Source organism: Corynebacterium tapiri (genome assembly GCF_006334925.1).
GTDB lineage: Bacteria > Actinomycetota > Actinomycetes > Mycobacteriales > Mycobacteriaceae > Corynebacterium > Corynebacterium tapiri.
This window is the reverse complement of sequence record NZ_VDHJ01000005.1, coordinates 153931-178430: the sequence shown is the minus strand read 5'-3', so window position 1 is coordinate 178430 and position 24500 is coordinate 153931. Positions and strand designations below refer to the sequence as shown.

The 24500-nt window shown below is 63.7% G+C and carries 25 protein-coding genes; 21 read left to right on the top strand and 4 right to left on the bottom strand.

Going from position 1 to position 24500, the window contains the following annotated elements:
* Positions 1-24: 24 nt before the first annotated feature.
* Entirely contained in the window at positions 25-1251 is a 1227-nt protein-coding gene (gene eccB, locus FHE74_RS04815) for a type VII secretion protein EccB (protein WP_139465370.1), read from the top strand.
* Between the two features lie 41 nt (positions 1252-1292).
* Positions 1293-1727 (top strand): TIGR02611 family protein, encoded by a 435-nt coding sequence (locus FHE74_RS04810; protein WP_139465369.1) that lies wholly within the window; start codon positions 1293-1295, stop codon positions 1725-1727.
* Here the strand turns inward: FHE74_RS04810 and FHE74_RS04805 are convergent.
* Together FHE74_RS04805 and eccD are read right to left on the bottom strand one after the other, a co-directional pair.
* Complete coding sequence (locus FHE74_RS04805) at positions 1621-2811, bottom strand: S8 family serine peptidase (protein ID WP_246049190.1); 1191 nt, start codon at positions 2809-2811, stop codon at positions 1621-1623. The two genes, FHE74_RS04810 and FHE74_RS04805, sit on opposite strands and share 107 nt — an antisense overlap.
* 11 nt (positions 2812-2822) lie before the next feature.
* Positions 2823-4181, bottom strand: coding sequence for a type VII secretion integral membrane protein EccD (gene eccD, locus FHE74_RS04800; protein ID WP_139465367.1), 1359 nt, complete (start codon positions 4179-4181; stop codon positions 2823-2825).
* Between the two features lie 180 nt (positions 4182-4361).
* On the opposite strand from eccD, the gene eccCa reads away from it, so the two are divergent.
* The 11 genes from eccCa (at position 4362) to FHE74_RS04745 (ending at position 16728) form a co-directional block, all read left to right on the top strand.
* Positions 4362-8000, top strand: coding sequence for a type VII secretion protein EccCa (gene eccCa, locus FHE74_RS04795; protein ID WP_139465366.1), 3639 nt, complete (start codon positions 4362-4364; stop codon positions 7998-8000).
* Positions 8000-8962, top strand: coding sequence for a type VII secretion-associated protein (locus tag FHE74_RS04790; protein WP_139465365.1), 963 nt, complete (start codon positions 8000-8002; stop codon positions 8960-8962). Before eccCa ends, FHE74_RS04790 begins: the two co-directional genes overlap by 1 nt.
* A gap of 121 nt (positions 8963-9083) precedes the next feature.
* Positions 9084-9398 (top strand): WXG100 family type VII secretion target, encoded by a 315-nt coding sequence (locus FHE74_RS04785; RefSeq protein ID WP_139465364.1) that lies wholly within the window; start codon positions 9084-9086, stop codon positions 9396-9398.
* A gap of 19 nt (positions 9399-9417) precedes the next feature.
* Entirely contained in the window at positions 9418-9705 is a 288-nt protein-coding gene (locus FHE74_RS04780; protein WP_139465363.1) for a WXG100 family type VII secretion target, read from the top strand.
* A 257-nt stretch (positions 9706-9962) separates the two neighbouring features.
* Positions 9963-10406, top strand: a complete 444-nt coding sequence (rplM, locus tag FHE74_RS04775; RefSeq protein ID WP_139465362.1) for a 50S ribosomal protein L13 — start codon at positions 9963-9965, stop codon at positions 10404-10406.
* Positions 10406-10945 (top strand): 30S ribosomal protein S9, encoded by a 540-nt coding sequence (gene rpsI, locus FHE74_RS04770; protein WP_139465361.1) that lies wholly within the window; start codon positions 10406-10408, stop codon positions 10943-10945. The genes rplM and rpsI overlap by 1 nt, the downstream gene beginning before the upstream one ends.
* A 124-nt stretch (positions 10946-11069) precedes the next feature.
* The gene (locus FHE74_RS04765; RefSeq protein ID WP_139465360.1) at positions 11070-13193 is read left to right on the top strand and encodes a beta-glucosidase family protein; all 2124 of its coding nucleotides are present in this window, start codon (positions 11070-11072) and stop codon (positions 13191-13193) included.
* A 48-nt stretch (positions 13194-13241) separates the two neighbouring features.
* Positions 13242-14585: a phosphoglucosamine mutase gene (glmM, locus tag FHE74_RS04760; RefSeq protein ID WP_139465359.1), complete on the top strand. Its 1344-nt coding sequence runs from the start codon at positions 13242-13244 to the stop codon at positions 14583-14585.
* A 120-nt stretch (positions 14586-14705) separates the two neighbouring features.
* Positions 14706-15011, top strand: coding sequence for a hypothetical protein (locus FHE74_RS04755; RefSeq protein WP_139465358.1), 306 nt, complete (start codon positions 14706-14708; stop codon positions 15009-15011).
* Entirely contained in the window at positions 15008-16510 is a 1503-nt protein-coding gene (locus FHE74_RS04750) for a hypothetical protein (RefSeq protein WP_139465357.1), read from the top strand. Before FHE74_RS04755 ends, FHE74_RS04750 begins: the two co-directional genes overlap by 4 nt.
* Complete coding sequence (locus FHE74_RS04745) at positions 16507-16728, top strand: hypothetical protein (protein ID WP_246049189.1); 222 nt, start codon at positions 16507-16509, stop codon at positions 16726-16728. Before FHE74_RS04750 ends, FHE74_RS04745 begins: the two co-directional genes overlap by 4 nt.
* On the opposite strand, the gene FHE74_RS04740 is transcribed toward FHE74_RS04745, so the two are convergent.
* Complete coding sequence (locus tag FHE74_RS04740) at positions 16725-17543, bottom strand: poly(ethylene terephthalate) hydrolase family protein (RefSeq protein ID WP_139465355.1); 819 nt, start codon at positions 17541-17543, stop codon at positions 16725-16727. The two genes, FHE74_RS04745 and FHE74_RS04740, sit on opposite strands and share 4 nt — an antisense overlap.
* A gap of 141 nt (positions 17544-17684) precedes the next feature.
* Between FHE74_RS04740 and alr the strand changes: the two genes are divergently transcribed.
* From alr to groL, 8 genes are all read left to right on the top strand, one after another.
* Positions 17685-18767 (top strand): alanine racemase, encoded by a 1083-nt coding sequence (gene alr / locus FHE74_RS04735; protein ID WP_139465354.1) that lies wholly within the window; start codon positions 17685-17687, stop codon positions 18765-18767.
* On the top strand, positions 18768-19226 hold the full coding sequence (tsaE, locus tag FHE74_RS04730) for a tRNA (adenosine(37)-N6)-threonylcarbamoyltransferase complex ATPase subunit type 1 TsaE (protein ID WP_425456323.1): 459 nt from the start codon (positions 18768-18770) through the stop codon (positions 19224-19226).
* Between the two features lie 37 nt (positions 19227-19263).
* Positions 19264-19737: a hypothetical protein gene (locus FHE74_RS04725; RefSeq protein ID WP_139465353.1), complete on the top strand. Its 474-nt coding sequence runs from the start codon at positions 19264-19266 to the stop codon at positions 19735-19737.
* A gap of 20 nt (positions 19738-19757) precedes the next feature.
* Positions 19758-20417 (top strand): tRNA (adenosine(37)-N6)-threonylcarbamoyltransferase complex dimerization subunit type 1 TsaB, encoded by a 660-nt coding sequence (tsaB, locus tag FHE74_RS04720; RefSeq protein WP_139465352.1) that lies wholly within the window; start codon positions 19758-19760, stop codon positions 20415-20417.
* Positions 20414-20884, top strand: coding sequence for a ribosomal protein S18-alanine N-acetyltransferase (rimI, locus tag FHE74_RS04715; protein WP_139465351.1), 471 nt, complete (start codon positions 20414-20416; stop codon positions 20882-20884). Before tsaB ends, rimI begins: the two co-directional genes overlap by 4 nt.
* The gene (gene tsaD, locus FHE74_RS04710) at positions 20881-21927 is read left to right on the top strand and encodes a tRNA (adenosine(37)-N6)-threonylcarbamoyltransferase complex transferase subunit TsaD (RefSeq protein ID WP_139465350.1); all 1047 of its coding nucleotides are present in this window, start codon (positions 20881-20883) and stop codon (positions 21925-21927) included. Before rimI ends, tsaD begins: the two co-directional genes overlap by 4 nt.
* Positions 21928-22089: 162 nt before the next feature.
* Entirely contained in the window at positions 22090-22389 is a 300-nt protein-coding gene (gene groES, locus FHE74_RS04705) for a co-chaperone GroES (RefSeq protein WP_139465349.1), read from the top strand.
* A 23-nt stretch (positions 22390-22412) separates the two neighbouring features.
* The gene (groL, locus tag FHE74_RS04700) at positions 22413-24038 is read left to right on the top strand and encodes a chaperonin GroEL (RefSeq protein WP_139465348.1); all 1626 of its coding nucleotides are present in this window, start codon (positions 22413-22415) and stop codon (positions 24036-24038) included.
* A 56-nt stretch (positions 24039-24094) separates the two neighbouring features.
* On the opposite strand, the gene FHE74_RS04695 is transcribed toward groL, so the two are convergent.
* Positions 24095-24388, bottom strand: a complete 294-nt coding sequence (locus tag FHE74_RS04695) for a WhiB family transcriptional regulator (protein WP_139465347.1) — start codon at positions 24386-24388, stop codon at positions 24095-24097.
* Positions 24389-24500 lie beyond the last annotated feature (112 nt).

Sequence of the window (24500 nt, the reverse complement as noted above, 5' to 3'; positions counted from 1 at the left end):
GTGATCTTCGGGGGGAGATGACTCATGAGCTCGGTGCTTTTGCCAACGACGCGCGCCCAAGTATCGGGGCACCGCTTCTTGCGACGACGTATGCAGCACGGCCTGGTATTCGGGGATATCCGCATGATCCATGACCCGTTGCGCTCCCGGGCCAGGGCCAGCCTGTTCGGGGTGGTGGCCTTGGTCCTCGGGATGATGGCCGCCGGGCTCATGGCGTGGGTGGCTCCGCAGGCGAATCCGGGTCAGGCTCCCATCGTGCGTACCGAGGATGGAAGCTTGCACGTGTGGGTGGGCGAGCGCCTCCATCCGGTGACCAACCTTGCCTCCGCGCGCCTTATCACCGGGGAGCCCGGGGCGCCAGCTGCCATTGGTGCGCAGCATTTCGCGGAGGCTCCCAAGGGGCCGTTGATGGGAATCTTCCCTGCTCCTGGCGCCTTTTCACAGACCAGCGACGCTAGCTTTGTGGCGTGCCATGATGACGCTGGCACCGTGGGAGTCGAGGCGGTACCGCACAACGCGCTGCCCACACCCCTGGGAGTAGGCGAGGCAGTGCTGGTCTCTTCTCCCACGGGGGATTGGGTTCTGACTGCGGCTGGTCGAAATGAGCTTCCCTCCGAGGAATCCCCGGAAGGCCGAGCACTGCGCCGGGCGGTGGGAATCTCACCGGAGACCCCGCGGTTGGACGTCTCTGGCGCGGGGCTGAGCGCAATTTCTGAGCGTGAGCCGTGGACGGTTCCAGACGGGGTGACATTGCTTAACGACGCCACGACTACCTTTGCACAGCACGAGAATGCAGCAATCGCAGTGACCTCCACGCAGGAGCGCATCCTCAAGGAGCTCGGGGTCACCGAGGAAAGAGTCTCCGCGTCGCGCGTAGCGCAGCTTGCTCCCATGGCCCCGCTGCCTCTTCCCGAGGACAAACTGCGCTTCATTGACCCGCTGGGAATGAGAGTGTGCTCGCTGCCAGGCGGGGGAGTGGGAACTGCGCCGGGAGGACTCCGCGGGGCAGAGTTGCCTGGGGATGCACCTGCAGGTCACTTTGCCGGGCTAGAGTCGGGGGCCGTGGTGGTAGATACTGGTGCGGGCCACCAGGTGGTCACGCCTCATGGGTTGCGGCATGAGGTCGCCCCGGGCGCTCTAGATCTGTTGGGGGCTCCGGCCCCGGTGGCCGCGGATCACCGGGTCATTGACCTTCTGCCTCGGGGGCCCGTGCTAGATACCCAGGCCGCGCGAACTCCAGTCGCCTATTAGTAGCGGGGAACTTTCCCCCAGCGGCTATCGTTAGCCACATTATGGCCACTATGCGAGATGCTGTGCTCACGCGAGCTGCTCAGTTGGAGCACATGCATGCACGCTGGAAGACCCGTAAGCATGGCTGGCTGGTGCGCCCGGCCACCATCGCGCTGGGTGCACTCGTTGTCATTATCGGGATCATTGCCATCCCGCTTCCTGGCCAAGGGTGGTTAATCACCTTCGCCGGGATCTCCATCCTTGCCTTAGAGGTGGCGTGGGCTCGGCGCCTGCTCACCTGGGGACTAGCAACGTTTGACCGGGTGAGCACCTGGTATCGGGCGCAACCTCGCTGGCTGCGATGGCTGATCATGACGCTCTTTACGCTGATTACGATTGCCACACTTGCGCTCGTGGCCTGGGCCAGTTGGTTCTACGGCGGCTTGGACTGGTTGAGCCCCGCCTTCGAGTTCTTGGGGCTTGAACGTAGGCGCTGATAAGCACGGATGCTGCGGAAAGCAAAGCCAACGCTGCGATAATCAACTGGCCAGTGCGCACTCCCGAGGACTCCGGGGAAGCGGGCACAGCCAGCTCGACAGTCCGGGCCTGCTCCTGGTGACGCGGCGCCTGCGTTACCGCAGCGAGGGGATCCACCACCCCGAGCGGAGGCTGGGCAGAGGCCACAATGAGCTCGCGAATCTCCCGTGCGCTCGCCTGCGGGTGGCGCTGAATTAACAGCGCCGCGGTGCCCGAGACGACAGGCGCGGCAAAGCTCGTCCCCTCAAACGGGTTGACCTGGCCTTGGCCCTGACTCATGCCGCGCGCCCAACCATCCCCACGGGGAGACAGCGCAAAGGGAATACGGCCAGGTGCTGCCAGCGCGGTCTTGTCACCTCGAACGGGCAGCGCATAGCTAGCCAACGTATAGGGATCCGCACCGAGTGCGCTTACGGAAAGTGCCGTTGGCTCCTGGGTAGGAAGTACCACCGAATCCTGTGTGCAGTCTTGGGTTGCGTTACCTGAGGCAGCCACGACTACGGCGTTCTCTCGCTCCGCGCGAGCAAGGGCGTCGACAAGCGCTGACTTATCCACCTGCGACGCTTGGGAAGCGGGCAGACATGCCACGACGGAAATGTTGATCACGCGGGCGTGGTGATCGAGGGCCTTGTTGATCGCCTCGGCCAGGGATGCGATGCTCCCGCTGGTAAGTGAGTTTTCGTCCTTGCGCACGTAAGAGCTGGTCTGCCGGACGGAGCCGATGCGGGCGTGTGGGGCCACGCTGTCGATCACTCCGGCGACGACGGTCCCGTGGCCGTCGCAGTCGAAATGCGGATTGGGTGTATCCGGGGTGACCAAGTCAGCGATGGGGACGACCTCGGTGAGTTCGGGGTGAGCCGCGACCCCCGTATCGATGACCGCCACGAGCACTCCCTCCCCCGTGGCGAAGTCGGTGGGATACACCGCATCCGCAGGTTGTCGAGGCGGCGGAGCAGGATTGGCCGAGACGGGCGCTGGGCAACGATCCGCTTCCTGGGCCTGAGCCGGAACCGCTGCTAGCGCCAGCATTGCGCAAGCGCTCACAGTGTGCCTGATCATCCCAGACCTCGCACTAGGGCGAACACTCCGGCCACCCAGGCTGCGAGCGGGATGGTGGCGACCAAAGCGGCCATTTCGGCGCGTTCCCACCAGGCCAAAGTAGTGGGGGAGGGATTCATCTCCCGCAGCCACAGTGGTGCGCTCGCGCAAGCCACGGCAGCACAACCCGCCAGCACCAGGTGTACAGGGTGCGCCGGAGCGTCCCCGCGCAGCGGCGCAATAGTGACCACACTCAACGCCGTGATTGCACTTAGCCCCAGCGCCCACGCCCAAGCTGGACTGCGGTGTCGTGCTGCATGCACCACGGTGGCTCCGGCAACCGCTAGCGCGCACAGTTGTACTGCCAGGCCACCGACGAAGCCCAGGCACGCCAGTGCGACCACGAGAACGACGCCCGCTCCGCTCGCCATTCCATCGGCCACCATGCGAGCCCGGCGCGCCCGTAAATCCACGTCGGGCTGGAAGGAGTCGGAGTAGGAGAGGTCTTGGCCTGCGGTCGGAAGCCGAAAGACCTCCAGGCCGGCCAGCGTGGTGGCCATGCCTGGGGCGATGGCAAATACGGCAAGAGCCCCCAGCGTTGCCAGCGCAGCGGGCGCCTGGACTAATCCGGTGCCAGAAAGGTAAGCCACGCCGAAGCCAAGGCTCGCGCAGAGCGCAATAACGCAGGCGGTGATCAGCCCCACCAGACTTCTGACCATGGTGGCGCTTAACCAGGCTGCTGCTGCCGCCACAGTCAAGGTCATCAGCACACTCGTCGCAGCAATCCACGCCACGCCAGTCGCAGTAGCGGGCACTCCGGCATCGGCAACTGCCCAGCCAGCTGCACCACCCGCAGCCACCGCTGACACAACCGCATAGGCTCCACAGGTTCTGTGCCGGGCAAACAGCAAGGCCGCGCAGATTGCTACGACGGCGCCTGCCACCACGGGACTGCTGAGGTGCCAGGCGATAACCCCTAACCCCGCAGCGCCGATGATCGCGGCTAGCGGAAGAATTCCGCGCGCTCCCGAACCGGTGACTTGGGCTACCAGGGCTTCGGCCGAATCGCGGATGATGGGGGCGTCGACAGGCTCGGAAGGAGAGAGAACAACCACGTCACCGTGCCCAATGCCTGTGTCCATGATGGCGTGGGACATGGGGACGGCACTTCCGTTAGCTGTCGAGGCTCGCCACGGTCGGCTGATAGTGGGCGCCTCGCAGAGGTCAAGGATTGCGGGCAGCATCTCTGCCAGTGCCGACGAGGCAGGTACGGATAGGTCCACCTCGCGGATGTATGACCCCACATGAACGCGCACCGTGATCCGCAGTGAATGGCTACGTGGTGGCTCTGTAGCCGCAGTTATCCCGCTGGACATGGTCAATTCGCTTCCCCCTTGCGTGAATCGTTGCCAGGCCCCCACCTGCCAACGCGCTCATCTTCGCCTACTATCAGCCCCGTGTCCACCGATGCGGTGGAACGAAAGGTCGGGGGACCTTGCACAAGCAAGAAGCGTTCGTGAACACAACGCATTTTTCGGGGGAAAGCGAATCATTTAATGGGAGTTACTTTTGCCACCCACGAGCAGTGGGTTGTTGAGCCAACGCCGCCGAGCCAGCGCGATCCTGCCCCTCCGAAACCGGAGAGGGTCATCACGGTGGATGCAGTGCCGACAGCACAGCGCCCGCAGCCCACACCCGTGGTCCGCATTCTCATGCCCGTGGTCATGGTGGCAGCTGTTGCTGCGATGGTGGTCCTGGTCTTTGCCGGTGGGCGCAACGCCAGTCCCATGATGTTGGTGCTTCCTCTCATGATGGGCGTATCGATGCTCATGATGTTCGCTCCGCCACAGACCGAGGGGGACGTAGACGAAACCCGGCGGACCTATCTGCGTCACCTCGCCGTAGTTCGGGAAAAGGCCCTGGCCGATGCCCATGCCCAGCGAGCACATGAGATGCACCGCCATCCAGATCCGGCTGATCTCCTGGCACGCGTGGGCACCAATCGCATGTGGGAGCGCGGCAGCGACGACCCAGATGTGTTGGAGGTGCGATTCGGCCTGGGGCCAGCGGCGTTGAGCAGCCGCCTGGACGTCAAGGAATCCGCCGCGCCGGAAGAACTAGAACCCGTGTGCGCGGTCAGCTTGCGGGCCACCGTTTCTGCTGTATCCACCGTGGAACAGATGCCCATCTCGGTGCAGCTGCGGGCGTTTCGCTTCCTCTCTCTTTCCGGTTCCGGAGCGCGTTCCGCTGCGCGCGCCATGGTCGCCCAACTGGTCACTGCCCACGGTCCCGAAACCGTGGGCATCGTTGCACAGGGCGAGGGTTGGGAGTGGCTGCGGTGGCTACCTCATGCGATGCAGGCGGATCAGGCCAAGTATCGAATTTTGCTTATCGACGATCTGGCCACCACTGGTACCGAAGAGTTCATCGATAACCCGGAGTGGAACGTGATCGTGGACCTCTCGCCACATCCGACTGCCAGCGCTCTGGGGGTGCGTGCAGAGACCGAAGGCCTGGCTCTGAGCGTGGACGAACGTCTGCGGGTGTACACCGCAGCCGGGGTCGAGGACCTCGGCAAGGCGGATGCGTTCAGCGAGCGAGAAGCCCGGATCTTTGCTCGAGCCATGACCCGCTACAGCCGGCCGGAAGGCGTACTCGCGCCGGGAGCAGGCGGGTTACTCGGGCTTCTGGGAATCGCCGATCTGAGCGACGTGGCCCCGGAAGTTTTGTGGTCCGGAGAACTGAGTGCCCGCGGCCGCCTCAACGTGCCGATCGGCACGACAGAATCACAGGCCCCGGTCAGGCTTGATCTCAAGGAATCCGCTCACGGAGGTATGGGACCGCACGGACTGATCATTGGCGCCACGGGCTCCGGTAAGTCGGAGCTGCTGAAGTCCCTGGTTGCCGCCCTGGTGGCCACGCATAGCCCGGAGGATCTCAACTTGGTCCTGGTGGATTTCAAGGGCGGCGCCACCTTCCTCGGTTGCGAGTCGGCCCCGCACACCTCCGCCGTGATCACCAACCTAGAAAACGAAGCCGGACTCGTTGATCGCATGTACGACGCACTATCTGGCGAGCTCAACCGTCGCCAAGAAGTCCTGCGAGCTGCCGGAAACTTCGCGAACATCACCGACTATGCCGCCGCTCGAGCAACCAGGCATGATCTGCCGTCCCTGCCGGCGCTGGTCATCATCGTCGATGAGTTCTCGGAGTTGCTCGGACAGCACCCGGATTTCGCCGAGCTGTTCGTCGCCATTGGTCGCCTGGGGCGCTCACTGGGGGTCCACCTACTCTTGGCCTCCCAACGATTGGAGGAGGGCAAGCTCCGCGGGCTGGATTCCCACCTGTCCTACCGGATCGGTTTGAAGACCTTCTCCGCGGCGGAATCGCGCCAGGTCCTTGGAGTACCCGACGCCTACCAACTTCCCGCTCAGCCCGGTGCGGGATACCTCAAAGCGGACGCAGAGCGTCTCATCCGGTTCCAGGGCGCGTACGTATCCGGTCCGGTTCCGCGCCGGGTAGCGAGCGGCACGGAATCCACGGGTCCAGGGCAGGTGGAGCTGCTCAGCAGCGTTGATTGGGCTAACCAGAGTTCCGAAGACTCTTATCTTCCGGATCACTCCTCAACCGTTCTCGAGGAGATCGTGGCTTTGTCGCGGGCGGCCGCCCAGTCACGCGGGTTGGCTGCGCACAAGGTCTGGCTGGATCCCCTGCCTGTGCGCATAGAGCTGCCCGATGTGGCCGACGCCGAAATTCCCATGCGCCCCGTCATCGGGCTCATCGATCGGCCCTACCATCAGCGCCAAGACGCTCTCAGCCTGGATCTGCGGACAGCGGGCGGACACGTTGCCGTGTGCGGAGGGCCGCAGTCGGGCAAGTCGATGACGCTGAAAACACTGGTTGCCGCGCTGGCAGCCGCGAACACGACCGCAGAGGTCCGGTTTTACGTCATCGACCTTGCCGGTTCCTCACTCAGCGGATTGGCCCGTTTGCCTCACGTAGCCGGTTACGCCGGGCGTGGCGATGACGAAACCGCCCGGCGCATCGTCGACGAAGTATGCGGCTTCATTGACTCACCAGAGAACCGCAGAACCTTCTTAGTCATTGACGGGTGGCACGCCATTGCTTCACCGAACTCTGGGCTGGACGACCTGGTGGAGGCGTGCACCCGCCTGGTCGCCGACGGCCCAGCAGCGAATTGTCACCTGCTGGTCTCCACCCCGCGATGGAGCGTGCTGCGACCGGCGATGCGTGACCTCATCGCTCACCGCGTCGAGCTCAAACTCACCGAGTCCCTGGATTCGCTCGTCGACCGCAAGGCACAGGAGAAGGTGCCCACTCTTCCGGGGAGGTCTGTCACCTCCGATGGTCAACACAGCCTGGTGGCGTTTACCTCCTCCCAGGACGTCGAACACATTCGCCATACTGCGGAAAAACAGGGGCAAGTGCCCGTACCCGCACTGGCCACGCTTCCCGCCCTGCTTGCGCTGGAAAGCATCCCGCACCAGCCTGGCGCGATAGCGCTGGGGCAAGGTGGAGCGCGACTCGGATGGATCTACCTCACGGAACATGCGGATCGCCACCTGGTGGTGCTCGGGCAATCTGGGGCGGGAAAGTCCACAGTGGTCTCCACCGTCATGGCCGGTGTGGAATCACTCGGGCCCGAGCGAGCGCGCATGGTCATCCTGGACCCGCGCCGCGCACACCTGGCGGAGGCGAAAGATTCGATGGTGGCGGCCTATGGGGCGTCGTCAAGCGCCATCACAGAGGCGATCCGCGCCACCGTCACCACGCTGAACACCCGTCTGCCGGGGGCTGATGTCACACCAGCCCAGCTCAAGGAGCGCTCCTGGTGGTCGGGTCCGGAGATCGTCGTGATTATTGACGATCTCGAGCTCATCAGCGAAAGCGACCTCCATCCCTTGCTGGCGCTCTTGCCACATGCACGGGATATCGGTTTGCGAGTGATTGTTGCGCGTAAGTCGGCCGGCATCAACCGTGCTCTCTTCAGTGGCTTCCTGTCCGCACTGCGGGCGGAGCAACCATCGGCATTGGTTATGGACACAGATCGTGACGACGGACAAATTTTCGGCGTGCGGTGCGGACCCCAACCAACAGGGCGAGGCGTGTTCGTCTCGCGCGGAAACCTCGTGGGACTCACTCAGATCGCTCGCCGCACGGAGGAGGTTCAATAATGACCCAGCGATTAAGTCCACCGCCCACCACCCACAAGCCCCAGGTGAGCGTGACAGTCTTCGATACCGCCACGGTCTTCGACGGCGTAGACCCCACCGACGTTGTTTACCGCTACGACCTTCCCGGTACCGGTGTGGAGGAAGGCTGGGCTCGCAGCGCTGTAGTAGATCAGATCCGCGCTCTGAGTGCCGAGCACTGGCCCGAGGTTGAGGTGCTTATCGACGCACCTGCATCTACAGCAGATTCGCTCATCGGATTACTCACAGCCAAGGGAATTTCTGCGCGCTTGGCCGAACAAGACGAGCCCAGCTTGCCCGCAGAGGAAGAGTCAGCTGCGCCGCCGTCCGGGGGCAAGCACCGCTGGAGAGGGCGGTCACAAACGCTTCCCCGAGGCGTGATGATTGCCGGGGTAGGTGTGCTCGTCGCGCTGGGATGCGCCGCTGCGGGCTGGGCAGCCCTTTCTGGGCGTGGTGAGACGGTGCAAGAAACGGCGCCGCCCACCAGTTCTTCGACTGTGGCTTCCTCGACCACCCGCGCAGCTGCGCCCACAACCACCACACCAAGTGCAGTGGACGTAGCTGGCCACGGATTCCGGGTCACGCTGCCTCCGGGCTTCACACTGGAACCAGGTGATGGCACGGTCGAGGCGCGGGGGCAAGACCCCAACATGGTCATCCATCTGGCAGTCGATGACGTGTTCGGCCTCGACGGGGATGCCATTGCAAAAGAGGTAGAGCGGCTCGTCGAATCCGATCCACAGCTGGAAAGCTATCGCTTCCAGGAACCGCGAGCCCATTACCTGGAGCGTCCCGGTGATGGCTCCCAGGTGCGTTGGACCACCTGGGTAGAGGGGGACAAGCAATTGAGCGTGGGGTGCCACTTCCGTACTCCACCGACGGTGAGCCAACACGCCACCTGCTCGATGGCGGTGGATTCGGTGAAGCTCGAGCAACCGGGTTAAAAAACTTTTCCTCCCCAGGGAACCGAATCCCTTTTCCGGCAGTCAAAGAACAGTGAGGGCAGCGAGAGCCACACCGCAGCCTTTAAACCACCGCACATCCACGTGAGAGAAGGAAGAGCTCATGACCCAGCTGTTTACTACCGAAGCCGAGGTGATGGTATCCACGGCAGCCAACGTCGATGACACTAACGCCCGCGTTCAGGGCGAGCTGTCGCGCCTGGCCGATGTTGTGGACACCCTCCGCGGATCCTGGGCAGGCACCGCCCAGGCCAGCTTTGACAACCTCATGGAGCGTTACGACGCCGCCGCGCAGCGCCTGCAACAGGCACTGACGTCCATTGCAGAAAACCTGCGCTCCAACGCCGGCAACTTCTCCGACGTCGAGGCCAGCAACGAGACCGCGTTCAATTCCGTAGCCTCCGGGCTCAACCTCTAACCACGAAGGGGAACCAACAATGTCCACCATCAAGTACCAGTTTGGCGAGATTGACAACGCAGCGGCAGATATTCGCTCCACCTCGGCGCGCATCGGAAGCGAGCTGGAAGACCTCAAGCGTCAGCTGCAGCCGATGATCTCCACCTGGGAGGGCGAGTCCTCGACCGCGTACCAGGCTGCACAGGCACAGTGGGATTCCGCGGCACTGGAGCTCAACACCATCTTGTCCACCATCTCTGACACCCTCGCCGAGGGAAACAACACCATGAGCGACATCAACCGTCGTGCTGCTGCCTCCTGGCAGTAGTCAGCACAGCACTCTCCGCGCTTACTACTGGGGGCAGGCGCGAGCGCGGAGGGTCACCGCTCAGCCACACTTTCGGGCGTGGTTGGGCGGTTTTGTTGTACGCCCGCCGTGCAATAGTATTGAGCTCTTGTGTGCGTAGTGGGCTTCATGCCCCGCTCAGCCGATCGGGTCTCCACCGGCCGCCGATGGCTTAGCGACTCACTGCGCAGTGCAGTTGGCCGGCAAAACCTCTAGACAGACTTTTAAAGGAGTCATGCATGTCTACTTACCACCCGAAGAGCGGTGACATTACCCGCAAGTGGTACGTCATCGACGCAACCGACGTGGTGCTGGGCAAGCTTGCTTCCACCGCAGCTGACCTGCTGCGTGGCAAGCACAAGCCGCAGTTCGCACCCAACGTGGACACCGGCGATCACGTCATCGTGATCAACGCTGACAAGATCCACACCTCCTCCAACAAGCGTGAGCGCGAGATGCGTTACCGCCACTCCGGCTACCCGGGTGGTCTGAAGTCCATGACCCTGGGTCAGGCTCTGGACAAGCGCCCGGAGCGCGTCATCGAGGAAGCTATCAAGGGCATGATGCCGCACAACAAGCTTTCCCGCGCCTCCATCAAGAAGCTGCACGTCTTCGCTGGATCCGAGCACCCCTACGCCGGTCAGCAGCCCGAGCCCTACGAGTTCAAGCAGGTGACCCAGTAATGACTGATCAGAACACCACCAACGACGTCGCGTCCGCTGAGGACATCGCTGCCGCACAGGCTGCTTCCGAGGACTTCGGCTACACCATCGGCGATGCTCTGAACACCTCCTCCGAGGCTGAGGGCTCCGTCGAGGAGGCCGCTCCGGTCCACGAGGGTCCGATCCAGACCGTTGGTCGCCGTAAGCGCGCCATCGCCCGCATCGTGCTCAAGCCGGGCTCCGGCGAGATCACCATCAACGGCCGCACCCTGGAGGATTACTTCCCCAACAAGGTGCACCAGCAGGACCTGCTGACCCCGCTGACCATCCTCGAGCGCGAGGGTCAGTTCGACATCAAGGCCAACATCCACGGTGGTGGCCCGACCGGTCAGTCCGGTGCTCTGCGCCTGGCTATCGCCCGTGCGCTGAACCTGTACAACCCGGCTGACCGTGCCGTCCTGAAGAAGGCCGGCCTGCTCACCCGTGACGCTCGTGCCGTCGAGCGCAAGAAGGCTGGTCTGCACAAGGCCCGTCGCGCTCCGCAGTACTCCAAGCGTTAAGGTTTACTGCCCAGGCATTCACGCCGCTGGTATTACTCGCACTTTGTGCGGGTGCCGGCGGCGTTGTGCTTTTGTGGGGTAAAAATCACTCATATGGTCAGACCATTGGGGCTAGGCTAGAGACATGGACAAGCCTTGGATGAACACTGACCTCAGCCCACGCGAGCGGGCAACCCTGCTGGTTGCCGAGATGACCCTGGAACAAAAGGTGGACCAGTTGGGCGGGGCGATGACCACCATCAACCCCTACAACCTGGATCTTTCCGACATCGACGTGGATCAGTTCAATGTCTGGCGCCATGCTGATCCGGTAGAAGAACTCGGTATCCCACGCCTGAACATCACCAACGGCCCGGTGGGCGTGGGCATGGGCGACGGCACGCCCTCCCCGGCAGCAACCGCTCTGCCGGCAACTTTGGGCCTGGCAGCAAGCTTCGATGCGGACCTAGCGTGTCGCTATGGCGAGCTCATGGGAACCGAGACCGCTGCCCTGGGCCAGCACCTGCTCGAGGCACCGGGCATGTGTCTGGCGCGCGTCACCGTGGGAGGGCGCAACTTCGAGTACTTCTCGGAGGACCCGTACCTGTCAGGCGTCATGGGCGTGGAGGTCACCCGCGGCGTGCAGTCCAAGAACGTCATCGCAGAAGCCAAGCACTTCGCCCTCAACGACGAGGAGAAGGAGCGTTTCCGCTACGACGTCAAGGCAGCCGAGAACGTCATGCGCGAGCTCTACCTACTGCCGTTCGAGATGACCGTCAAGGACGGAGAAGTCGGCTGCATCATGGGCTCCTACCAGCGCCTCAACGGCACTTATGGTTGCGAGAACTACTGGCTGCTCACCACGGTTCTGCGCGATCAGTGGGGCTTCGACGGCTATGTGCAGTCCGACTTCTGGGCCACTCGCTCCACCGCTCAGTCGCTCAACGCCGGCCTGGATCATGAGATGCCCGACCACAACTGGATGACGATGGAGAACATCGAGCATGCCTTGGATCAGCGCATCCTGGAGATGGAGACGATCGACCGAGCCCTGATCCGTCGCTACACCCAGATGTTCCGCTTCGGCCAGTTCGATGCGCCCCGCGAGGTCACCGGAATCGATATCGATGCCGGTGCCGCATTCGCCCGTGAAGCTGCGGCCAAGGTCATCGTGTTGCTCAAAAACGAGCGCGACCTGCTTCCGCTGGCCCCAGAGACCGCGGGGGACATCCTCATCGTGGGCATCGATGACTTTGCCAACCACATCTGCAACTGCGGCGGCGGTTCGTCCCAGGTCATCCCGACCCGACCGGTGCCGCCCGCACAGGGGCTTATCGACGTTCTTGCTGAGCGAGGTGCCCACAACAAGGTCGATGTGTTCACGGTGGCAGACGACATGTCCAACCTGGACGAGGTGCGCGCTCGTGCGGCCCAGGCCGGAACGGTGATCGTCATGGCCGGACTGGTCACCACCGAAGGCGCAGACCAGGAGACGATGCACCTGCCCAAGCGCCAGGACGAACTCATCGACGCGCTTGCGGATGCCAACGATCGCACCGTGGTGGTGCTCAAGGACGGCGACCCCGTCCTTATGCCCTGGCTGGAGAAGACGCACACCCTTGTGGAGGCCTTCAACCAGGGGCAAGAGGATGGCCACGCGGTCGCCGACGTCCTGCTGGGTAATCACAACCCGAGCGCCAAGCTGCCCATGAGCTACCCGGCCAGCGAGGATGACACCTGCTACGCGAACAATCCATCGCGTTATCCCGGCGTGGACGAGGGCGCGGGTTACCCGGTCATGCGTTACTCCGAGGGCCTGGAAATGGGCTATCGCTGGCACCAGGCACAGGGAATTCGTCCCCTCTTCGAATTCGGCTTCGGCCTGAGCTACACCACCTTCGACATCGGTGAGTGTGAGCTGCAAACCCAGGACGTGCAGTCGGGTGTTGCCGAGCGGGGAACGGTGACGATCAACACCTCGGTGACCAATACCGGAAGCCGAGCCGGCGCAGAGGTCGTCCAGGTGTATGCGGAGATCCCGGTGGCAGGTCAGCCGCCGCGCCGCCTGGTGGGATTCCAGAAGGTCGATCTGCAGCCAGGTGCGACCGAGCAGGTCACGATCACGCTGGATGTGGCCGGTGCGTCGCATCCGCTGGGTGTGTGGGATGCCAATGAGCAAGACTTCGTTGTCCGGCCCGGTACCTATGTGTTCCATGTGGGAACGTCCAGTGAGAATCTGCCACATTCGGTTGAGTTGGACGTCGAGTAGCGATCCCCACCTCGAAGCGAAACCACGGCAACAGGCATAATCGTCGGTATGACTCGACTCTTTGGTACTGACGGAGTTCGCGGCCTCGCGAACAAGACCCTGACCGCCCCGCTGGCCATGCGCTTGGGGGCAGCCGCTGCGCAGGTGCTCACCAAGGATCGTCGGTCCCATGAGCGCCGCCCGACGGCCATTATCGGGCGTGATCCCCGCGTATCCGGCGAGATGCTCGCTGCAGCCATGGCCGCGGGTATGGCCTCCCGCGGAGTGGACGTGCTGCGCGTCGGCGTCCTGCCGACTCCGGCCGTTGCCTTCCTTACCGATGATTACGGTGCGGACCTGGGCGTTATGATCTCTGCCTCGCATAACCCCATGCCGGATAACGGCATCAAGTTCTTCTCCGCCGGTGGCCGCAAGCTTCCCGATTCGTTGGAGGACGAGATCGAGCGCGCCATGGACGAACTAGAAGCAGAGGGGCCTACCGGAACGGGCATCGGCCGTGTGATCGAGGAGGCCCCCGACGCTCGGGGACGCTACCTCAACCACCTCGCCGAATCCATGACGGTGAACCTCAAGGGCATCAAGGTTGTGGTGGACACGGCCAACGGTGCGGCCAGCCGAGTAGCACCGCTGGCGTACGAAGCGGCCGGGGCCGAGGTAGTCACGATCTTCGACCAGCCCAACGCCTACAACATCAATGACAACTGCGGTTCCACCCACATCGAACAGGTGCAAAAGGCCGTCGTCGAGCACGGCGCCGACTTGGGCCTGGCACACGATGGCGACGCCGACCGGTGCCTGGCCGTCGACGCGGAGGGCAACGTCGTCGATGGCGACCAGATCATGGCGATCCTGGCCGTGGGTATGAAGCAGGAAAATGACCTGCGCTACAACACGCTGGTGGCCACCGTCATGAGCAACCTTGGCCTCACGCTCGCCATGGAGCGCGAGGGCATTGCTATGAAGCAGACCAAGGTCGGGGATCGCTACGTCCTCGAGGAGCTGGGCCGCGGTGGCTTCGCTCTGGGCGGCGAGCAGTCCGGACACGTGGTCATGCCGGAGCACTCCACGACCGGCGACGGCACGTTGACCGGCCTTCACCTGATGAAGCGGATGGCCATGACTGGCCAGTCGCTCAAGGAACTTGCTGAGGTGATGACGGTGCTCCCGCAGGTACTCATCAACGTTCCGGTCTCCGACAAGTCCGCCATCCTGGACAACCCGGACGTCATCAGCGCCAAGGCGCAGGCAGAAGAGGAACTTGGCCAGACCGGTCGCATCCTCCTGCGTCCCTCCGGTACCGAGGAACTCTTCCGCGTCATGGTGGAGGCCGCTGATAAGGAGCAGGCCCGCAAGGTCGCCGGGCGCATCGCCGCGGTGGTCTCCGCAGTGTAGAAAGCCCTAAAAACTTTCCCCTCGAAGGAACCGTCGCGGTGTTTTCCCCGTCAAAGATGGGTGACGGCAGCACGTGAGGTGTTGCTGGAAAACACCACGATTGATCGAGGGGATTTTTCTATGAACACCGGACACGTGGACTACGACCATGACTCGGCACTGTCCGCGCTTGCCAATCTCGATGCTGAAGCCACTGAGCTCGCCCGCGTTCACGCGGCGGCCACCCCGCATGTGCCCGCAGGCAGCGTGGGCAGAGACTTCGGGCGCCAGGCGAGGCGCATGCATGAGGTCCTCCAGCGGGTCCACGCCTTAGGTCAGGTGCGTATCGACGCCCGGCAAGCCCAAGCCCAAGCATCCGCCGAGCAGCTCTCCGCCATCGCTCACGCTAATGAGTTGGTGGCCCAATCGTTTAAGGCGGGGCGATGAAGGCTGCTCAGGCTGCACACCTAGCGCAGGAATTCTCTTCTGCCGTCGCTGGTTTTCAGGTCAGCGCCGCCGGGCGCTATGGCGGCCCCTCGGTGGCGCCGGACCAGCTCGCTCACGCCATCCGCGCAATCGACGGCATAGACACCTCCGCCATCCGCGAGGCCAGCCTCGTGGCGGCACGCGGTGGGGGACACATGCGACCTGGAACTGGGCTGGTCGGGCTGGCCGCAAACCTGGCCATCGGGGTTGCTGGTGGGCTGATCACCGAGGCCTTGACCAAGGAGGACGAAAATTACCAGCGCGAGCGTGAAAGCGCGGACCGCGTAACCACCAAGGTTGATGAGTGCTGCACGGCGGTTGACACGATCGTCGACGACTCCTGCCTGGGTATCCAGGAGCTTTTACTGGCTGCTCTTCCCATGCTTCAGGCGCTCACCATGGTTCTGCGCGCGAATCCGGTGGGGATGCTAGCCGGAACGATCATCTCGGTCGGAGCCTCCCTTATCGAGGACACCCTGCACAGCGCCATGAGCACGTGTCAGGACCGGGATCAGATGATTGCCAAGTGCTTTGATACCTGTGCAGGTATCTGCGAGGAGCACTGTGAACAGCAGGAATCGACGCCACCAGTACCTCCGCCGGCGTGTGCGAAGGCAGAACCCGCGACGCAAACCGCGTGTGCGCAACCAGCGGCTGCCACACCAGCATGTCCGCCCTCACCGTCCTCACCGCCCGCCCCGCCAGAGGTCTCGCCAACACCTTCGCCAGCACCTCCGGCCCCACCGACGCAGCCGGTCACCGTCACACCGCAACCGGTGTGCCCGCCTGCCGTCGAGCCGCCTGCCGTGGAGCCGCCGACACAGCCGGCAGCCGCGCCTCCCGCACCAGGCCCACAATCGAATCCGGTGTGCCCACCCGTCCAGCCACCCGTCCAGCCACCCCTCCAACCCCCGATGCAACCGGCAGCCGCGGTGCCACCCGCCTGTCCGCCAGTTCCGGTCTCGTGCGAGAGTTCCGAGTGCGTGACTGTTGAGCCAGCAAGTTCCCTCGCGGTCTCTGGAAACGTCTGCGTGGAGGCGTCGTGTTCGATCTCTACCGATGCAGCAATCGGCACCCTAGCTGTTGCCGGAGCAGCCGTGCTGCTGGCCGGGGCAGTCTTGGCCGAAGGGTGCCTGCTCGAAGCTGTCGAGGCGATGGAATGCGAACCAGCTCCCGAACCACAAGATTGCCCACCACCCGCACCAGAGCCTGAACCAGAGCCAGAGCCTGAACCAGCACCTGAACCAGTCACCAATCCCGATGGCGTCCTGCCGTCCCCGCCCGAACTAGCCGAGGTAAAGGAGCCAACACCACCACCGGAAAAACTGGCGCACGTGGCACAGCCTGCCCAAGCGGAAGTGCCGCCGGCACCAGAGCCTGCTCCCATGCCGGAGCCTGAACCACCTGCAGAACCAGAACCAGAGCAGTCTCCGCGCGCACGAAAGGTAGGTAAGTGGTGAACGAATTCGAAGAGTTTGCTCGGCAGTTTCGGGAGCGCACCACCGCGCGGCTCCTTGAGTTCGAGCAGAATCTAGCTCAAGCTCAGCGCACGGTGGAAGAGGCAGCGCGCAATCCGCGCAACCAGCGTGCGCATAGCAAAACCCCGACCCCGGCGAATTCCGTTCGGCGGGGATCGGGGCAGGTCCGCAGTGTGCTGCGTCGCGGGGAGTGGGCTTAGTCGGCGCGCTTAGCGAGCTCGTCGCCGAAGAAACTCTCTACCTTGGGAGCGGTTGCATCCTGCTCGGCAAAGTCGGAGTACTTCTTCTCACCCGCCAGGGTGTAGAGGAGGTAACCCGTGACCAGGCCACGGATGCGTTCCTGGCCAGCCATCTGGGGCCAGCCCATTCCCACTGCGAGCTTGAACAGCGTGTCCTCACTAAAGCTCTGCTGGTTAATGCCGCTGACCTCGCGGTAGGCAACCTCGCCTGCCCAGTTGTGCGCCAGCTTGGCGGGGTTTCCGGAACCGAACAGTCCACCGGTTCCAGAGCCAAGAACCAGACCCGGAACGTGCACGTTCTGCGCGGCCGCGTAGGACGAGGGGGAGACCTCGGCGGGAAGGATGGCCGCGACGGCGGAGCAACGCTCGTTGTTGGTGGCTGCAAGCACAGCTGCGCCAGCGCCCATGCCGTGGCCAGCCAGGCCCATGCGCCCCGGGTTGACCGTGGCGTTGCCGTGTCCCAAGCGCACACCGCCCAGGATTTGCAGAGTGGACTCAAGGTCGGCCGCCAGGCCCATGTGGTCGGGGTTGATTCCGGTCTCCGTGTTTGGAGCCGCAACCACGATGCCCCAGCTGGCCAGGTGGCGCAGCGTCGCGTGGTACTTCTTCGGCGACTTCATCCAGTCATGCCCAAACGCCACGGCAGGAAGGCCATTACCTTCTGCCGGGGTGTACACCGTTCCGTCGATACCGGCGTATGCAAGATCGCCGACCAGGACGCGGTGCGGACCACGCTTGGACAATTGAGCCAGGTGCTTCTTCAAGTTCGCAGACACGCCTTACACAGTAATGCATACGACCTGGTTAAGGCTGACAGGATCTCCCCGATGGCGCTGCCCTGGACTACTCTGAGCAAATATGTGTGAAGGTCTCGGGTTTATCACCACGGAAAATGCGCCTCGAGCAGGTGTAGTGCGATGAACCAGCTGCGCACCGTCATTGACCTCGAAGCGATCCAGCACAACATCGAGCAGATTCGGGGAACGCTCAGCCCTGGCGTGCGGTTGATGGCCGTGCTCAAGGCAGACGCCTATAACCACGGCGCTGTGCAGGTCGCACGATCTGTGCGCGGGATCGACGCCATCGGGGTAGCCACGTTGGACGAAGCTATCGAGCTGCGCCTGGCGGGCGTCGACAAGCCCATACTTGCGTGGTTGTGGACTCCGCACGGCCCTGTGGAGGAGGCCCTGGCAGCGGGTATCGAGCTCGCTGTTCCTAGCCTTCAGCACCTGAAGTACCTGGTGGAAGCGCAGATTCCAGCGAAGATCTGCTTCAAGGTGGAAACGGGCATGCATCGCTCTGGGATAGAGGAGCGGCTGTGGGAGCGAGCCTTTGAGCTGGCGCGGCAGGCACAGCACCTCAGCGTGACCGGGGTGATGTCGCATTGCGCATGCGCGGATGAGCCCACACACCCAGCAAACGGGGAGCAAAAGGCGGCCTTCGAGCGGGCGATTTCGGTGGGGCGCGAGATGGGTTTTGCGCTGCCGTGTAATCACCTGGCTAATTCAGCAGCCACGCTGGTAAACCCCGACCTGCACTATGACCAGGTGCGCGTGGGGCTGGCTCTCTACGGGCTCGACCCTTTGCCGGGCGATTGGAACCTGCACCCGGCGATGAGTTGGCAGGCAGACGTTATTTCCGTCAAGCCCGTGGCTCCCGGAGATAGCGTGAGCTATGGCTACACCCACACCTTTGACCGGCATGGGTTTGTTGGCCTGATTCCAGCGGGATACGCCGATGGAGTACCGCGCGCTGCTCAAGGAAAGCTGGAGGTCACCATTGGGGGACGGCGCTATCAGCAGGTCGGACGGGTGTGCATGGATCAGATAGTGGTGGATCTAGGCGATAATCCGCAGGCCGTCGCGCCGGGGGATACCGCGATCATCATGGGAGCCGGTGGCATGGGAGCAGAGGATCTGGCAGATCGCCTGGGTACCATCTCCTACGAAGTCGCCTGCCTGCCCAAGGGGCGCACTGTTCGCGAGTACAGGGAGAGTTAAGTGAAGCCCGAATTTCCCCCTCAGGGGCACGTGATGTGTGCCACCGCCGCCGAGACCCAGGCGTTCGGCGAGCAGCTGGGCGCTGCGCTCGAGGCGGGTGACCTGGTGATCCTCAAGGGCCCGGTCGGGGCAGGAAAGACAACCCTTACGCAAGGCATCGCCCGTGGGATGCGGGTGAGCGGAAGGGTCACCTCGCCGACCTTCGTGATCGCGCGAGAGCATCCCAGCGAGGTGGGAGGACCGTCGCTAATCCACGTGGACGCTTACCGCTTGGGCAGCACCGGGGCCGATCCACTCGACGAGATCGACGCGCTGGACTTGGACACGGACCTGACAGAGGCCGTCGTCGTGGCGGAATGGGGTGAAGGCCTCATGGAGCAGCTGAGCACCAACCACCTGGTGCTCACCCTGGATCGCTCGCAGGACGTGCGGGAGCTTAGCTGGGAGATCGTTAGTTAGGGCCCGCAGCCGCGCGCTGCGGGGTAAAGTGGCAGCGATGACTAAGAGCTTGAAAATCCTGGCCGGCATTATCATTGCCGGATTCCTCGTTGCCATTCTCGGCCTGGTGGCGCTTGCCCAGCGTGCGCCTGTCCAGGCTGCCTTACCCACCGGCGGAATTGAGCGCGCCGTCGCCGCGGCTGACGACGCCCACCTTCACCTGACTGCGGTGTCTCCCATGGACGCTTACGGCGAAGAGTTTGTGGCTGCAGCAGCGGTGTGCCCGCGAGCTACCCCCGAATCGGTCGTCGAGCAGCTGGGCCTGCCCTCCGCTCCGGAAGGCCTGCCCGACAAGGTGGATCAGGACTCCAACTACATCCTGCTCATCCGCGAGGACGGCACCTCGGCTGCGGACCACATCTCGCGTGACCGGGTTGACCTGTGCTCGGGCCCGCAGGTTCCTCCCTTCAACGCAGTCCAGATGCTGCCGTTGGCTAAGACCGAGGACGGTGGCTGGGTTCTCGCTGCCTAGGGCAGTTACTCTTAAGACCCGTGAAGGTCTTAGCAGTAGATACAGCCACCAGTGATCTGGTGGTCGGGGTTGTCGACAGTGCCTCAGGGGAGGTGCTCGGCAGTGCGGTGAGCGCTGCGACGCGTGGGCACAACGAGCAGCTCGTGCCGGCTATCGACGATGCGCTGGACCATGCCGGTCTGCCCATGTCGGACCTGGAGGCGATCGTGGTCGGCTATGGGCCGGGCCCCTTCACCGGGTTGCGGGTTGGCATGTCAACCGCCCAGGCCCTGGCGCAGGCGTTGCAGATTCCCGTCCACGGGGTCTGTACCCTCGACGCGCTCGCCCAGGCGGCAACGGCAGAACACGTCCTTGTGGCCACGGACGCGCGGCGCAAGGAGATTTACCACGCCACCTACCAATCTGGTCAGCGAATAGGCGGCCCGGCGGTCTGTCGTCCGGAAGACCTGGAGCTTTCGCCCGACGTCAGGGAAATCCTCATCCCCTCCGCCTTGGGGGACCGCTTGCCCGCAAACCACGTCGACCAGCGCGAGGTGACCTTGCAGCCGCAGTGGCTGGTCGCGGTCGCTGACCTCACAGCAGATCCGCAACCGCTGCGCCCGGCTTACCTTCGCCGCCCCGACGCCGTGGTGCCCACTCGTTCACCGCGCTCGGCCGCGATTCCCGAGGTTTCGCTGTGAGCTGGCAGGTACGGGAACTTACCCCCGCGGACGCTGAGCGCTGCGCCGAGCTGGAGGCCATCCTCTTTCCGGGAGATAATCCCTGGCCGGCCTCAGCTTTCGTCGCCGAGGTGGGTCTCCCGCACACCCTGTATCTCGGGGTGGAAGAGCAAGGAAAGCTCCTTGGTTATGCCGGGGTAGGGGTGATGGGAAAGCCGCCGCATCTGGAGTGCGAGATCCACACCATTGGGGTCGATCCTGCTTTCCAGCGTCGGGGCATTGCCCGGGAGCTCATGGCGCAGCTCCTGGGGGCTGCGGATGATGCTCAGGCGCCCACGTTCCTGGAGGTTCGCACCGATAACGAGCCAGCCATCGCCCTGTATCAAAGCCTCGGCTTCGAGATCACTGGGGTGCGCAAGAACTACTACCAACCCTCGGGGGCCGATGCTTTCACCATGCTGCGCCCCGCACCGGGAGGCGAAAAATGATCATTCTGGGTATCGAGTCTTCGTGTGACGAGACGGGCGTTGGCATCGTCGAACTTTCCGACGACGGCCACGTTCGCGTCCTCGCGGACCAGGTCGCGTCCTCGATGGGGGAGCACGCTGCCTTTGGCGGCGTGGTGCCGGAGATCGCCTCCCGCGCGCATCTGGAGGCCATGCCGCACGTCATGGACGCTGCGATGCGTGAGGCGGGGATCGCCAAGCCCGATGCTGTCGTCGCCACGGTTGGCCCGGGCCTGGCCGGCGCTCTACTCGTGGGGGCTGCCGCGGCCAAGGGGTACGCCGCCGGCTGGGGAGTTGATTTCTACGGAGTCAACCACCTCGGTGGGCACGTCGCCGTCGCAACGCTCGACGGTGAGGAACTGGACCACTGCGTCGCGTTGTTGGTCTCCGGCGGTCACACCCAGATCCTCGAGGTCACCAGCGTGGGAAAGCCCATGCGGGAGATTGGTTCGACGCTTGACGACGCCGCTGGCGAGGCCTATGACAAAGTTGCCCGCCTCTTGCACCTGGGATACCCGGGTGGGCCCGTGATCGACAAGCTGGCCCAGCGAGGAAATCCCCAGGCCATCGCGTTTCCGCGCGGCCTGATGAAGGGCAACGACCATCACAGTGAGCATCGCCACGATTTCTCCTTCTCAGGACTCAAGACCGCCGTGGCGCGCTACATTGAGACCGCCGAGGCCGAGGGGCGCGTGATCAGTGTGGAGGATGTCTGTGCGTCCTTCCAAGAGGCGGTGGCCGACGTGGTCAGCTTCAAGACGGTCCGGGCCGCCCAAGAAGTCGGCGCGAAGACCGTGCTGCTGGGCGGGGGAGTAGCGGCCAACTCGCGGGTGCGTTCCCTCCTGGAGCAGCGCTGCGCGGATGCAGGTATCCAACTGCGCGTCCCGCCTCTTCGCCTATGCACCGACAACGGCGTGATGATTGCAGCGTTGGGGGCCGCCCTGATTCGCGATGGTGCCCGGCCATCCTCCCTGGCGGCGGCAACTGTTCCGGGCCTGGCAGTATCCATCCCCGTCGTTGAGTGATTGCTGGCACTACCTCAAGGTTGAGCGCTAGCACTCGTATCACTAGAGTGCTAGGCAGGTTGATGGAAAGCACTCAGTTGTTCACCCGCGACGACGGCTGCGTCGTAATCCCACAACCGGGACAACAATCTGTACGCAATTTTTCCGTGGAAAGGAATACCCGTGGCTAACGTCAACATCCGCCCGCTCGAAGACAAGGTCCTCGTTCAGATCGTCGAGGCCGAGACCACCACCGCTTCCGGCCTGGTTATCCCGGACTCCGCTAAGGAGAAGCCGCAGGAGGCCACCGTTATCGCCGTGGGCCCGGGCAAGCTGGATGACAACGGCAACCGCGCTCCGGTGGACGTCAAGGAGGGCGACACCGTCGTGTTCTCCAAGTACGGCGGAACCGAGCTGAAGTACGACGGCCAGGAGTACCTGCTGCTCAGCGCCCGCGACCTGCTCGCAGTCGTCGAGAAGTAATTTTCAGAAAGGCGTGAGTCTTAATGTCTAAGCTCATTGCGTTTGATCAACAGGCCCGCGAGGACATTCAGCGGGGCGTGGACAAGCTGGCTGACACCGTCAAGGTGACCCTCGGCCCGAAGGGACGCAACGTCGTTCTGGCCAAGGCCTTCGGTGGTCCGCTCGTGACCAACGATGGCGTGACCATCGCCCGCGAGATCGAGCTCGAGGATAAGGGTGAGAACCTGGGCGCGCAGCTGGTGAAGTCCGTTGCTATCAAGACCAACGACGCAGCCGGTGACGGCACCACCACGGCAACGCTGCTGGCTCAGGCCCTGATCTTCGAAGGCCTGCGCAACGTTGCTGCCGGAGCCAACCCTGTCGAGCTCAACCGCGGCATTGCCGCTGCGGCCGAGAAGGCAGTCGAGGAGCTCAAGGCCCGCGCTACTGCAGTGTCTTCCACCGATGACATCGCCAACGTGGCAACCGTCTCCTCGCGTGACGAGGAGATCGGCCGCGTGATCGCCGGCGCCATGGACAAGGTGGGCAAGGACGGAGTTCTGTCTGTCGAGGAGTCGCAGACGATCGAGTCCTCCGTCGACGTCACCGAGGGCGTGTCCTTTGATAAGGGCTTCCTGTCTCCTTACTTCGTCACCGACACGGACTCTCAGCAGGCAGTGCTCGAGGATCCGGCAATCCTGCTGGTGCGCAACAAGATCTCCTCCCTGCCGGACTTCCTGCCGATGCTGGAGAAGATCGTGGAGGGCTCCAAGCCCGCCCTGATCATCGCCGAGGACATTGAGGGCGAGCCGCTGCAGACGCTGGTGGTCAACACCATCCGTGGCACTCTCAAGGTGGTAGCCGTCAAGGCCCCGTACTTCGGTGAGCGTCGCAAGGCCTTCCTGGACGACCTGGCGGTGGTTACCCGCGCAACGGTTGTAGACCCGGAGGTCGGAGTGGCCCTCAAGGAGGCCGGCTCTGAGGTGCTCGGTTCAGCTCGCCGCGTGACCGTGACCAAGGATGAGACGGTCATCGTCGACGGTGCTGGTACGGCCGAGGAGATCTCCGCTCGTCGCGAGCAGATCCGTCGCGAGATCGAAAACACCGACTCCACCTGGGACAAGGAAAAGGCCCAGGAGCGCCTGGCCAAGTTGTCCGGTGGCATCGCTGTCATCAAGGTCGGTGCAGCTACCGAGACCGAGATGAGCGAGCGCAAGTTGCGCGTGGAGGATGCCATCAACGCCGCCCGCGCGGCTGCGCAGGAGGGCATCATCGCCGGTGGCGGTTCGGCCCTGGTGCAGATCGCCAAGAACCTGGAGACCTTCGCAGAGGAGTTCTCGGGTGAGGCCCGCACCGGCGTGCTTTCGGTGGCCAAGGCGCTGACCAAGCCCGCGTTCTGGATCGCAGAGAACGCAGGCCTCGACGGCGCAGTTGTGGTCAACAGCGTGGCCGAGCTGCCCAACGGCGAGGGTTTCAACGCCGCTACCGGCGAGTACGGAAACCTCATCGAGCAGGGCATCATCGACCCGGTCAAGGTCACCCACTCGGCAGTTGTCAACGCCGCGTCCGTGGCTCGCATGGTGCTCACCACGGAGGTGTCCGTGGTGGAGAAGCCAGAGGAGGAGAACGCGCAGGCCCAGGGCGTGCACGGTCACCATCACCACCACTAAGTGTGGTTAACCTAAAAGGCCCGCTGCCTAAGGCAGCGGGCCTTTGATATGTGAAGCTAAACGGTGGTGAGGCTGCGGCGCTTGCGCAGAAGGGCAACGCGCTCGGACTCGGACAGGCCACCCCAGATGCCGTAGGGCTCAGCAACACGGAGCGCGTGCTCGCGGCAGTTCTCAATCACCGGGCAGGTGTTGCAAATAGCCTTGGCGCGGTTCTCGCGCTGGCTGCGGGCGCGCCCGCGCTCTCCGTCGGGATGGTAGAACACATCGGAAGCCTCGCCGCGGCACAGACCGTGCAATTGCCAGTCCCAAAAGTCTGCATTCGGTCCGGGAAGCAGGTGGGGCTGGGACATGGGGGAGTACTCCTTGGGGCTCGGTGAGCAAAAATGACGAGATGTAGTGTGAACCTCTTGAGTTAACGACACTTTAAGAGAACGTGACTTTTGCCCACTCGGGTCGCGTACG

Excerpts from the sequence above, each read along its gene's own strand:
- eccB (WP_139465370.1), top strand. The coding sequence starts at position 25 with ATGAGCTCGGTGCTTTTGCCAACGACGCGCGCCCAAGTATCGGGGCAC.
- FHE74_RS04810 (WP_139465369.1), top strand. The coding sequence starts at position 1,293 with ATGGCCACTATGCGAGATGCTGTGCTCACGCGAGCTGCTCAGTTGGAG.
- eccD (WP_139465367.1), bottom strand. The coding sequence starts at position 4,181 with ATGTCCAGCGGGATAACTGCGGCTACAGAGCCACCACGTAGCCATTCA.
- eccCa (WP_139465366.1), top strand. The coding sequence starts at position 4,362 with ATGGGAGTTACTTTTGCCACCCACGAGCAGTGGGTTGTTGAGCCAACG.
- FHE74_RS04790 (WP_139465365.1), top strand. The coding sequence starts at position 8,000 with ATGACCCAGCGATTAAGTCCACCGCCCACCACCCACAAGCCCCAGGTG.
- FHE74_RS04785 (WP_139465364.1), top strand. The coding sequence starts at position 9,084 with ATGACCCAGCTGTTTACTACCGAAGCCGAGGTGATGGTATCCACGGCA.
- FHE74_RS04780 (WP_139465363.1), top strand. The coding sequence starts at position 9,418 with ATGTCCACCATCAAGTACCAGTTTGGCGAGATTGACAACGCAGCGGCA.
- rplM (WP_139465362.1), top strand. The coding sequence starts at position 9,963 with ATGTCTACTTACCACCCGAAGAGCGGTGACATTACCCGCAAGTGGTAC.
- rpsI (WP_139465361.1), top strand. The coding sequence starts at position 10,406 with ATGACTGATCAGAACACCACCAACGACGTCGCGTCCGCTGAGGACATC.
- FHE74_RS04765 (WP_139465360.1), top strand. The coding sequence starts at position 11,070 with ATGGACAAGCCTTGGATGAACACTGACCTCAGCCCACGCGAGCGGGCA.
- glmM (WP_139465359.1), top strand. The coding sequence starts at position 13,242 with ATGACTCGACTCTTTGGTACTGACGGAGTTCGCGGCCTCGCGAACAAG.
- FHE74_RS04755 (WP_139465358.1), top strand. The coding sequence starts at position 14,706 with ATGAACACCGGACACGTGGACTACGACCATGACTCGGCACTGTCCGCG.
- FHE74_RS04750 (WP_139465357.1), top strand. The coding sequence starts at position 15,008 with ATGAAGGCTGCTCAGGCTGCACACCTAGCGCAGGAATTCTCTTCTGCC.
- alr (WP_139465354.1), top strand. The coding sequence starts at position 17,685 with ATGAACCAGCTGCGCACCGTCATTGACCTCGAAGCGATCCAGCACAAC.
- FHE74_RS04725 (WP_139465353.1), top strand. The coding sequence starts at position 19,264 with ATGACTAAGAGCTTGAAAATCCTGGCCGGCATTATCATTGCCGGATTC.
- tsaD (WP_139465350.1), top strand. The coding sequence starts at position 20,881 with ATGATCATTCTGGGTATCGAGTCTTCGTGTGACGAGACGGGCGTTGGC.
- groL (WP_139465348.1), top strand. The coding sequence starts at position 22,413 with ATGTCTAAGCTCATTGCGTTTGATCAACAGGCCCGCGAGGACATTCAG.
- FHE74_RS04695 (WP_139465347.1), bottom strand. The coding sequence starts at position 24,388 with ATGTCCCAGCCCCACCTGCTTCCCGGACCGAATGCAGACTTTTGGGAC.